General features: G+C 71.0%; 9 protein-coding genes. 2 read left to right on the plus strand and 7 right to left on the minus strand.

Annotated elements, in window-relative coordinates:
- Position 1 precedes the first annotated feature (1 nt).
- From BWR60_RS12910 to BWR60_RS12935, 6 genes are all read right to left on the minus strand, one after another.
- Positions 2–1,618 carry a dipeptide ABC transporter ATP-binding protein gene (locus BWR60_RS12910; protein ID WP_088151430.1) on the minus strand — a complete coding sequence of 539 codons (1,617 nt, stop codon included), beginning with the start codon at positions 1,616–1,618 and terminating at the stop codon, positions 2–4.
- Entirely contained in the window at positions 1,615–2,481 is an 867-nt protein-coding gene (locus tag BWR60_RS12915; protein ID WP_088151431.1) for an ABC transporter permease, read from the minus strand. The genes BWR60_RS12910 and BWR60_RS12915 overlap by 4 nt, the downstream gene beginning before the upstream one ends.
- The gene (locus BWR60_RS12920; RefSeq protein ID WP_088151432.1) at positions 2,478–3,419 is read right to left on the minus strand and encodes an ABC transporter permease; all 942 of its coding nucleotides are present in this window, start codon (positions 3,417–3,419) and stop codon (positions 2,478–2,480) included. Before BWR60_RS12920 ends, BWR60_RS12915 begins: the two co-directional genes overlap by 4 nt.
- A gap of 324 nt (positions 3,420–3,743) precedes the next feature.
- Positions 3,744–5,375: a TIGR04028 family ABC transporter substrate-binding protein gene (locus BWR60_RS12925; RefSeq protein ID WP_230983038.1), complete on the minus strand. Its 1,632-nt coding sequence runs from the start codon at positions 5,373–5,375 to the stop codon at positions 3,744–3,746.
- A gap of 210 nt (positions 5,376–5,585) precedes the next feature.
- Complete coding sequence (locus BWR60_RS12930) at positions 5,586–6,071, minus strand: GNAT family N-acetyltransferase (protein WP_088151433.1); 486 nt, start codon at positions 6,069–6,071, stop codon at positions 5,586–5,588.
- Positions 6,068–6,469 carry an SET domain-containing protein gene (locus tag BWR60_RS12935; RefSeq protein WP_088151434.1) on the minus strand — a complete coding sequence of 134 codons (402 nt, stop codon included), beginning with the start codon at positions 6,467–6,469 and terminating at the stop codon, positions 6,068–6,070. Before BWR60_RS12935 ends, BWR60_RS12930 begins: the two co-directional genes overlap by 4 nt.
- Positions 6,470–6,680: 211 nt before the next feature.
- Here BWR60_RS12935 and BWR60_RS12940 point away from each other — a divergent pair, with 211 nt between their 5' ends.
- Positions 6,681–7,460 (plus strand): gamma-glutamyl-gamma-aminobutyrate hydrolase family protein, encoded by a 780-nt coding sequence (locus BWR60_RS12940; protein ID WP_088151435.1) that lies wholly within the window; start codon positions 6,681–6,683, stop codon positions 7,458–7,460.
- Between the two features lie 156 nt (positions 7,461–7,616).
- Here BWR60_RS12940 and BWR60_RS12945 read toward each other — a convergent pair whose 3' ends face one another.
- Complete coding sequence (locus BWR60_RS12945; RefSeq protein ID WP_088151436.1) at positions 7,617–9,434, minus strand: chloride channel protein; 1,818 nt, start codon at positions 9,432–9,434, stop codon at positions 7,617–7,619.
- Positions 9,435–9,536: 102 nt separating this feature from the next.
- On the opposite strand from BWR60_RS12945, the gene BWR60_RS12950 reads away from it, so the two are divergent.
- Positions 9,537–9,953 carry a MarR family winged helix-turn-helix transcriptional regulator gene (locus BWR60_RS12950; RefSeq protein ID WP_230983039.1) on the plus strand — a complete coding sequence of 139 codons (417 nt, stop codon included), beginning with the start codon at positions 9,537–9,539 and terminating at the stop codon, positions 9,951–9,953.
- Positions 9,954–10,097 lie beyond the last annotated feature (144 nt).

A 10,097-nucleotide genomic window follows, 5' to 3' on the forward strand; every position in this document is an offset into this window, starting at 1 on the left:
TTCATGCGGAGACGGCGAGGCGGCGCCCGGGGATGGCGTCGATCAGCTCGCGCGTGTAGTCGCTGCGCGGGTTGCGGAACACCGCCTCCACCGGCCCGGCATCGACCTGCCGGCCGTTGTGCAGCACCGAGACGGTGTCGGCGATCTGCCGGACCACGGCGAGGTCGTGCGACACGAAGAGGTAGGTCAGGCCGAGGTCGCGCTGCAGCGTGTCGAGCAGGCCGAGGATCTGGGCCTGGACGGTGACGTCCAGCGCCGACACCGCCTCGTCCAGCACCAGCACCTGCGGGTCCAGCACCAGGGCGCGGGCGATGGCGACGCGCTGCCGCTGCCCGCCGGACAGCGCCCGCGGCCGTCGGTCCAGTACCGCCTGCGGCAGGCCGACCCGGTCGAGCATGTCGCGCACCCTGCGGGCGCGGTCGGGCTTCGGCAGGCGCTCGAAGTTCAGGAGCGGCTCCTCGATGATCTCGAAGATGCTCTGCCGCGGGTCGAGCGACCCGAACGGGTTCTGGTAGACCAGCTGGATGCTGCGGCGGAACTGGCGCAGCGCCTCGCCCTTCAAGGCCGCCGGGTCGGCGCCGCCGATCAGGATCCGGCCGGCGGTGGGCTTCTGGAACCCTACGACCGCGCGGACCGTGGTGGTCTTGCCGGAGCCGGATTCGCCGACCAAAGCGTGGGTGGTGCCGCGCCGCACGGCGAAGGACAGGCCGTCGACGGCACGGAAGGGGCCGCCGCGCCCCGGCAGGTCGAAATCCTGCACCAGCCCCTCGACCACGATGGCGTCGTCGCCCTCGGCCGCCGGCCGCCGCGCCCGCCGCTCGGCCTTCGCCAAAGACGGCGCATCGGCCAGCAGCTGCCTCGTATAGGCGCTGCGCGGCGCCGCCAGGATCTCCGCCGCCGGCCCCTGCTCCTGGATCCGGCCGCCCTGCAGCACGATCAGCCGGTCGGCGCGGTCGGCGGCGACGCCGAGATCATGCGTCACCAGCAGCACGGCGGTGCCGAACTCCCGCCGCAGCTCGTCGATCAGGTCGAGGATCCGGCGCTGCACCGTGACGTCGAGGGCGCTGGTCGGCTCGTCGGCGATGATCAGCGACGGCTGCAGCGCGATGGCAATGGCGATCAGCACGCGCTGCTTCATGCCGCCCGACAGCTCGTGCGGATATTGCCGCGCGCGCAGCTCCGGCCGCGACAGGCCGACCCGGCCCAGCAGCTCGACCACCCGTGCCCGGTTGGGGACCCGGTCGCCGCGGCGATGGATGGCCAGGATCTCCTCGACCTGGGCGCCGATGGTCTTGACCGGATTCAGCGAGCTGCCGGGGTCCTGCGGGATCAGGCTGATGCGGGCGCCGCGAATGGTGTCGAGCCGCTTCTGCGACCAGCCGGAGATGTCGGTGCCCGCCAGCCGGATGGCCCCGCCGTCGACCCGGCCGTTCTCGGGCAAGAGGCCGATCACCGCCTGGGCCGTGGTGGTCTTGCCGGAGCCGGATTCGCCGACCAGCGCCACCACCTCGCCCGGCTGGATGCGGAAGGAGACGCCGTCGACCACGCAATGCGCGCCGGCGCGGTCGCCCACATAGGAGACGCTGAGGTTCTCGACCTCCAGCACCGGCACGGTCATAGCGTCCTCCGCCCGATCGACCGGCCGATGCGGTTGGCGGCCAGCACCACCAGCACCACGACCACGCCGGGCACGGTGGTCAGCCACCAGGAGGTGGCGATGTAGTTGCGGCCCTCGGCGATCAAGAGGCCCCATTCCGGCGTCGGCGGCGGCGCGCCATAGCCGAGGAAGCCGAGGGTCGAGATCTGCAGGATCGCGGTGCCGAACTGCACCGCGGCGAGCGCGATCACCGAGGTGACGGAATTCGGCAGGATGTGCCGCCACAGCACGGCGCCGAAGCGGCCGCCGCTGCCGAAGGCGGCCTCGACATAGTCGGACCGGCGCACCAGGATCACCTCCGACCGGGCCAGCCGGGCGAAGCGGCCGATCGAGGTGACGCCGACGGCGATCGCGGCATGCACCGTGCCGAAGCCGAGCAGGATGATGATGGCCAGCGACAGCAACAGCGACGGCACCGACAGCAGCACGTCGACGATGCGCATCAGCACCGCGTCGGTCCGCCGGCCGATCGACCCCGCGATCAGGCCGATGGCGGTGCCGACCAGGAGGCCGACGGCGACCGCGACGAAGGCGCCGGACAGCGAGTTGACCGCGCCATGGACGATGCGGGCGAACAGGTCGCGGCCCAGCGCGTCGGTGCCCAGGATGTGCTCGGCGCTCGGCGCGCGCAGCTTCTCCCGCGGCACGCCGGCGATGGCGCTGTAGCCGGTGAACAGGCCGGGCGCGACCGCCCAGGCCGTGACGAGGGCGATCACCGCCCAGGACAGCAGCAGGCCGGGCTGCACCCGGCCGAGCCAGGCGAAGGCCGGGCGGCGGGGCGGCCGCGCCGGCAGCGCGCGGTCGGTGGTCTGCAGCGAGGTCATGCGGCGGCTCCGCGGGATCTGAGGCGCGGGTCCAGCACCGGGGCCAGCAGGTCCACGGCCAGGTTGACCAGGACGAAGCCGGCGGCGGACAGCACGACGACGGCCTGGATCACCGCCGTGTCCTGGTTGCGCACCGCCCGCTCGGTCAGTGTGCCCAGGCCGTTCAGCCCGAACACGGTCTCGGTGATGACGGCGCCGGCCAGGATCTCGCCGAACAGCACGCCGGCGATGGTCAGGGTCGGCAGCAGCGCGTTGCACGCCACATGCCGCCACAGCACCCCGGCGCGCGAGGCGCCCTTGGCCCGGGCCACGGCGACGAAGGGATGGGTCGAGATCTCGTCGATGCTGCGCACCAGGATCTGCGCCAGCGGCGCCGAGATCGGCACCGCCAGGGTCAGCACCGGCAGGACCAGCCCTTCCCACGGCCCGGGGTTGATCACCGGGATCAGCTTCAGCCGGAAGGAGAAGACCTGGATCAGCATGATGCCGAGCCAGAAGGTCGGCACCGAGACGAACAGCGACGGCAGCGACTGCACCGCCGAGCGCAGCCAGGCGAAGGCGGCCAGGCTGGACAGGGCCGCGATCGCCACCGCCAGCAGCACCGCCAGCGCGAAGCCGAAGCCGGCCAGCCAGACGGTCGGCGGCAGGTTGGCCAGCAGCGACTGCCCGACCGGCACGCCGGCCTGGACCGAGGTGCCGAAATCGCCGGTCAGGAAGCCGCCCAGCGTGTGCAGGTACTGCGTCCAGACCGGGCTGTCGGCGCCGTAGGACTGGCGGATTTCGGCGATCTGGGCCGGGCTCAGCCCCAGCTCCGGGTTCTGGAACTTGATCAGGATGGCGTCGCCCGGCAGGGCCTGCAGCAGGATGAAGGCCGCCGTGAACGCCGCCCACAGCACCAGCGCCGCCTGCCCGACCCGGCCGAGGAGATAGCGGGTCATGGGAAGGACCTCGCGATCCCACTCGAGTCCCCGGCGTCTCTGCGGGACACGGATGTCTCCGGTGAGAGCGGATTGCCTCTCCCGCTTGCGGGAGAGGTCGGAACCGCGTCAGCGGTTCCGGGTGAGGGCCGCTCGATCTCGATCATGGGAGCTGCCTTGGCGTCAGGAGAGGACCATTCGCTCATCTGCGGCAAGGCCGCGCGCTCGGATGGACCGCGACGTCCCCTCACCCGGACATCCTTCGGATGTCCGGCCTCTCCCGCAAGCGGGAGAGGCAACGCGTTTTGTCTTGCCACGTTGAGCATCCGTCGGACCTTCCGCCGCTCAGTGCTCAGCCAGCCAGGTGTTGTAGAAGTACGGCCGGCCGACCGCCTCGAAGGCGATGTCCTTGACATAGGGCGCGCCGGCATAGGCCTGCGGCTCCTCGAAGATCGGGATCGCATAGGCCTGGTCGATGACATAGGCCTGGACCTCGGCGACGAGCTGCAGCCGCTTGGCCTTGTCCGGCTCGGAGGACAGCGCCACCAGCAGGCCGTTGAGCTTGTCGTCGACGAAGCTCTTCACCTTGGTGCTGGCGCCGCCCTTCTGGCGCAGCACGTCGCGGTTCGACGGGTAGAACTGGCTCTTGATCACGTCCGGGTCGGCGCGGCCGACCATGGCCGGCGACACCGGCGTCTTCTCCGGGTCCAGGTTGTCAACCGTGGCGCTGCCGGAATCGCCGGCCAGCACGTTCAGCTTGACCCCGACCCGGGCCCATTGCTGGGCCACCAGCTGCAACGTCTCCTTGTTCTGCGGCTGCGGCAGGGATTCGTAGGCGGTCAGCTCCAGCGCCTTGCCGTCCTTGTGGCGCAGCCCGTCGGCGCCGGGCGTCCAGCCGGCCTCGTCGAGCAGCCGCTTCGCCAGCGCCTCGTCATGGGTCAGCTTGGCCGACAGGTCGACATAGCCCAGCGCGGTCGAGGCGATGATCGACGTCGCCTTCGGGTAGTTGTCGGAGAACAGGGTGCCGACGATCTCATCCGCGTCGGTCGCGTGCAGCAGCGCCTGCCGCACCCGGACATCGGCCACCAGCGGATTGTCCGGCCGGAACACGACGCTGTTGTTCACGCCGCGGGTCGGGCCGGCATAGACGAGGTAGCCGTTGTCCTTCACCTGCGGCTCGTCATAGGCCTGGACCTGGCGGATGAAGTCGGCCTGGCCGGCCAGGAGCGCGCCGATGCGGACGCTGTCCTCCGGCGTCACGATGTAGCGGATGCCGTCGAGATAGGCGCGGCCCTGATGCGCCAGCGGCGCCGGGCCCCAGGCGTAGTCGGCGCGCGCCTTCAGCACCAGCTCCTTGCCCAGCGTCTCGCTCTCGACCGTGAAGGGGCCGGAGCCTATGATCTTGGTGGCGTCGCCCAGCTCGTCGAAGGGCCGCGCCAGGGTGGCGAGCGAGACCAGGCCGGAGCCGATCACCGAGGTGCCCTGCAGGAAGCCGGGCGACGGCTTCTTGAAGAAGAAGCGCACCGTCTGCGGGTCGACCACCTCGCTGCGGTCGTAATTGTTGATGACCTCGGACACCGGCAGCTTCAGCGCCGCGTTCCCCTTGCCATAGGTGTCATAGTTCTTCGCCACCGCGGCGGCGTCGAGCGGCGTGCCGTCGGAGAAGGTGACGTCCTTGCGAAGCTTGAAGGTGTATTCCGTGGCGTCGGCGTTGACGGCCCAGGACTCGGCGATCCAGGGCTTGATCTCGAGCGTCTTCGGGTCCTGCCAGGTCAGCTTGTCGGTGATCTGGTTCAGGATCCCGCCATTCGGGTAGAAGCCGCCCGCCGGCGGGTACAGGTTGGTGTGGGCCTGCTGCTCCAGATAGATCAGCGTGCCGCCGGTGACCGGCGCCCCGTCAGCCGCGAAGGAGGGGCTTGCGGCCAGTGCCGCAGCCGCCAGAAGCGCTGCCTGGCGGAGACGATTGTGGATCGGCACGATTACCCCTTCCGTGAACGCTCAAAGCTATACATTTGCTTTTTCGGGATGTAGTTTCTGCCCGGACGGGCACACCGACGCTCGCCCGGCGGCATCCGCCCGAGCCATTCCCTACGTCAGGCATAATTAACCGTACGCTATCGATGATTTATAAAAAATAACAAATTTTATTTGTTTATTTTGCCGCCATATGGAGATCCGCCGGGGCGGTCAGCCCTTGACCATGATCACGGTCGGCAGGGTCACGCCGCCGGCCGTCGGCATCTCCTCATGCCGGACCGGGCTGTAGCCGAGCCGGGCGTAGAACGCCTCGGCATTGGCGTTGGCGCGCACCCGGAAGCGGCGGAAGCCGGCGGCGCGGGCCGCCTCCTCGGCGGCCTCGACCATGCGGCGGCCGAGGCCCTGGCCGGCCCGGTCCGGCGCGACGAAGACCTTGCGCAGCCGCGCCACCTCGGCGTCGTCCGGCACCCGGCACCAGCCGGCGGTGGCGACCACGGCGCCGTCCGGCGCCTCGGCCACCAGCAGGTTGTTCGACAGCAGCTCGCCGGCATAGTCCGGCGCCATGATCAGGTCGACATGCGCCGCGATCTGTGCCGGGCTGTGGATGTCGCCGGCCAGCGCCGCGAAGGAGTCCGCCTGCAGCTTTCGGACCAAATCCAGATCGGCCTCGCGGATCGGGCGCAGGACGAGGCTCACGACTCCGCCGGCTCCAGCCGGCGCGCCAGCGGGCCGTCCCGCTCCTCGATGCAGCAGACGAGATAATCGCAGGTGATCTCCTCGCCCGCCGCGATGTCGCGCGCCGCCAGGGTCACCGGCCCGGAATTGTCGGTGTTCGGATCGTCGTCATGGTTCAGGAAGCGCGCGTCGTCGCCGTTCAGGACGTAGCCGCCCGGGAAGTCCGGCGACAGATAGGCGTAGGTCTCGAAGAAGCGGCGCGGCACCTCGGGCAACGCGGCCACCACCGCCTCCGGCACCACCTTGTCGATCGCCGGCTCGAACCGCCAGATCGGCGTGCCCTCGGCGATCGGCGCCGCGGCGAACACGCCCAGGCCGTGGATCGCGCTCTGCGCGACATAGGTCGGAACCAGGAACATGGGCCCCCCGCTCTCGCTCGTCGACTCGCTTATACCCACGGATCGCGGCCAGCCGGAAGGGGCTATACAAGGCATTGTCGTGGCACGGCCGATACGCAGGCCGGGCCGCCCGAGCCATGCGCGAGCCGCAGGGCCATTCCCGCCCCCGCGGGGCTGGTCGAACCCGCCCCCCGCGGCGAAATATGACGGAACCGGTCCAGGAGCCTTGCCTATGCCCGCCACCCGTCCCGTCGTCGGCGTTCCCGCCTGCGTCAAGCAGCTCGGGGCCCATCCGTTCCACGTCGTCGGCGACAAGTACATCCGCGCGGTGTCGGAGGGGGCGGACTGCCTGCCCTTCCTGATCCCGGCGCTGGGCGGCTGGCACGACATCGACGCGGTGCTGGACCGGCTGGACGGCCTGCTGGTCACCGGCAGCGTCTCCAACGTCGAGCCGAAGCACTACGGCGGCGAGGCCAGCGAGCCCGGCACGCTGCACGACCCGGACCGCGACGCCACCACCCTGCCGCTGATCCGCCGGGCGGTCGAGCGCGGCATCCCGGTGCTGGCGATCTGCCGCGGGCTGCAGGAGCTGAACGTGGTCTGCGGCGGCACGCTGCACCAGCATGTCGAGCGCGTGCCCGGCCGCGCCGACCACCGCGCCGACGACAGCAAGCCGGTCGAGGTGCAGTACGGCCCGGCCCATCCGGTGGCGCTGGCCGAGGGCGGCGCGCTGGCGGCGCTGTTCGGCAAGGCCGAGACCACCGTGAACACCATCCACGCCCAGGGCATCGACCGGCTGGGCGCCGGCCTCAAGGTCGAGGCGACGGCGCCGGACGGGCAGATCGAGGCGGTGCGGATCGAGGCCGCGCCCTATTTCGGCCTGGCCACCCAGTGGCACCCGGAGTGGAAGTTCCGCGAGAACCCGGATTCGGTGGCCCTGTTCGCCGCCTTCGGCCAGGCCGTCCGCCGCTACGTCGCCGACCGCGACCAGCGACGGGCGGCGGCGGAGTAGCTCAGCCCGTCAGAATTCCGAACGCCGTCATTGCGAGCGCAGCGAAGCAATCCAGGGGCCGGTGCGAACCGGCCCCTGGATTGCTTCGTCGGCTTCGCCTCCTCGCAATGACGGCAGAGGATGGGAGAGGCCGCGCTCAAACACCGGAGATCCGCCCTACCTCTGCCCGCCAGGCCGCAGCAGCCTTGCGCGCTCGATCTCCTCGGTCCTGAGCCGGGCCCGCACCCGCAGCAGGTCCTTCCGCGCCAGGATGCCGACCAGCACGCCGTCCTCGCGCCGCGTGACCGGGACGCGGCCGGCGTCGCCCTCCGCCATCCGGTCGGCCACCCGGCCGACCATCTCGTCCGGATGGCCGGTCACCAGCGGCAGGCCGGAGACGGCGTCGGCCAGGCTGGTGCCGCGCGGCCAGCCGGAGACGGTCCAGCGCAGCACGTCGGCCCGCGCCACCATGCCGACCGGGCGGCCGGCCTCGTCCACCACCGGATAGCTCTTGTGCCGGGGGCCGTCCTCCTCGGTGAAGAAGGCGACCGCGTCGTCCACCGTCATCGCCGCCGGCAGCGTATCGACCTTGGCCACCATGACGTCGCCGACGCGGGTCAGCTCGAACGGGTCGACGATGTATTCACGCAGGATGTGGTGGCCGCGCCGGGCGATCTTCTCGGTCAGGATCGACCGCTTCAGCAGCAGCACGGTGACGGCGTAGGCGGCGACGCAGGCCGCCAGCAGCGCCGGCAGCATCGCCAGGTTGCCGGTCAGCTCGACCGCGAACACCGCGGCGGTCAGCGGCGAACGCATGGTGCCGCCCATCATCGCCGCCATGCCCAGGAGCGCCCAGACGCCGCTGCCGCCCGGCAGCACCGTGCCCTCCAGCGCGCCCAGCGCCCCGCCCATGATCAGCAACGGCGCCAGCACGCCGCCCGAGGTGCCGGAGCCGAGCGCGATCGACCAGATCAGCGCCTTGACCACCAGCAGGCGCAGCACCTCGCCCGACGCCAGGTGACCGGCCAGCAGGGCGCGGATCGAGTCGTAGCCGACGCCCAGCGCCGCAGGCTCGATCAGCCCACCCGCGCCGATGGCGACACCGCCCAGCACCGGCCACCACATCCAGTGGATCGGCAGCCGCTCGAACAAATCCTCGAAGCCGTAGACCAGCGCGGTGAGGAGGCCGGAGCCGAAACCCGCGACGATGCCGACGCCGACCACGGCGAGGAGCGCCGGGCCGGACAGGTCGACCATGCCGGAGAAGGCGAAGAGCGGCCCGGTCTCGAACATCAACGGACGCCAGGCCGCGGCGACGATGGCTGCGGTGGCGACCGGGATCAGGCTGCGCGGCTTCCATTCGAACAGCAGCAGCTCGACCGCCAGCAGCACCGCGGCGACCGGGGTGCCGAAGATCGCGGTCATGCCGGCGGCGGCGCCGGCCACCAGCAGGGTCTTCCGCTCCGCCGAGGTCAGGTGGAACAGCTGGGCGAACAGCGACCCCAGCGCGCCGCCGGTCATGATGATCGGGCCCTCCGCGCCGAACGGGCCGCCGGTGCCGATCGAGACGGCGGAGGACAGCGGCTTCAGCACCGCCACCTTGGGCTGGATCCGGCTGCTGCCGATCAGGATCGCCTCGATCGCCTCCGGGATGCCGTGGCCGCGGATCTTCTCCGATCCGTAGCGCGCCATCAGGCCGATGATCAGGCAGCCGGCTGGCGGCACCAGCGCCGCGGCCAGGCCCCAGGGCGACTGGCCGAGATCGACCACGGCGGTCGAGATCCGGCCGAAATAGGCCAGGTTGGTGACCAGGGCGATCAGCTGCAGCAGCGCCCAGGCGGCGGCGGTGCCGGCGGTGCCGACCACCGGCGCCATGGCGATCAGCCGCAGCGCGCCGCGGTCGAAGGTGAAGTCGCCGAGCTTGGCCGAAGGCAGCCGGGCGGAACGGGTCGTGGCGGCGCGGGGGTGCGCCGCCGGGTCTGCGGGTCTCGACATCGGGCCGGGTTCCGGAGGATCAAGGAGCATCCGGCGCTGAGCCCGGACGCTGGATAAATATCGCAGTGCGATATAATTTCAAGTGCGAGGATGCGCGGCGCGATGACCCAGGCCCTGAGCAAGGCGGATTTCGAGGCCCTGGCGGCGTTCCGCCACGCGCTGCGGCGCTTCCTGGATTTCAGCGGCGAGGCGGCGAAGCAGGCGGGGCTGACGCCGCAGCAGCACCAGGCGCTGCTGGCGATCAAGGGATTCCCGGGGCGCGACCGGGTGACGATCGGCGAGCTGGCGGAGCAGCTGGTGCAGAAGCACCACAGCACGGTCGGGCTGGTCGACCGGCTGGAGGCGCTGGGCCTGGTGCGGCGCGAGAGCGACCCGGCCGACGGCCGCCGCGCCCTGGTCGGCCTGACCGACCGGGCGGAGGCGGCGCTGGCCGGCCTATCCGCCATCCACCGCGCCGAGCTGCGCCGCCTGCGGCCCTCGCTGGCGGCACTGCTGGAGCAGCTGGGAACGGAGGGCTAGAGCGGAATGAGGTTGGTTAGAATCGGAAGGGGATTCCCAGGGGCGAGGGAATGTGATTCACCATGCTGGCTGGGAGGAGGCCAGCCTGGATGGGTAAACCGTGCTCGATGGATCTCCGTGAGCGAGTGGTGCGGGCGGTGGAGC

The organism is Inquilinus limosus (assembly GCF_002195995.1).
GTDB lineage: Bacteria > Pseudomonadota > Alphaproteobacteria > DSM-16000 > Inquilinaceae > Inquilinus > Inquilinus limosus_C.

What these genes read in the sequence shown, in the direction of transcription:
- BWR60_RS12920 (WP_088151432.1), bottom strand. Translation starts at nt 3,419, where the DNA reads ATGACCCGCTATCTCCTCGGCCGGGTCGGGCAGGCGGCGCTGGTGCTG.
- BWR60_RS12940 (WP_088151435.1), top strand. Translation starts at nt 6,681, where the DNA reads ATGCCCGCCACCCGTCCCGTCGTCGGCGTTCCCGCCTGCGTCAAGCAG.
- BWR60_RS12910 (WP_088151430.1), bottom strand. Translation starts at nt 1,618, where the DNA reads ATGACCGTGCCGGTGCTGGAGGTCGAGAACCTCAGCGTCTCCTATGTG.
- BWR60_RS12950 (WP_230983039.1), top strand. Translation starts at nt 9,537, where the DNA reads ATGACCCAGGCCCTGAGCAAGGCGGATTTCGAGGCCCTGGCGGCGTTC.
- BWR60_RS12915 (WP_088151431.1), bottom strand. Translation starts at nt 2,481, where the DNA reads ATGACCTCGCTGCAGACCACCGACCGCGCGCTGCCGGCGCGGCCGCCC.
- BWR60_RS12935 (WP_088151434.1), bottom strand. Translation starts at nt 6,469, where the DNA reads ATGTTCCTGGTTCCGACCTATGTCGCGCAGAGCGCGATCCACGGCCTG.
- BWR60_RS12945 (WP_088151436.1), bottom strand. Translation starts at nt 9,434, where the DNA reads ATGTCGAGACCCGCAGACCCGGCGGCGCACCCCCGCGCCGCCACGACC.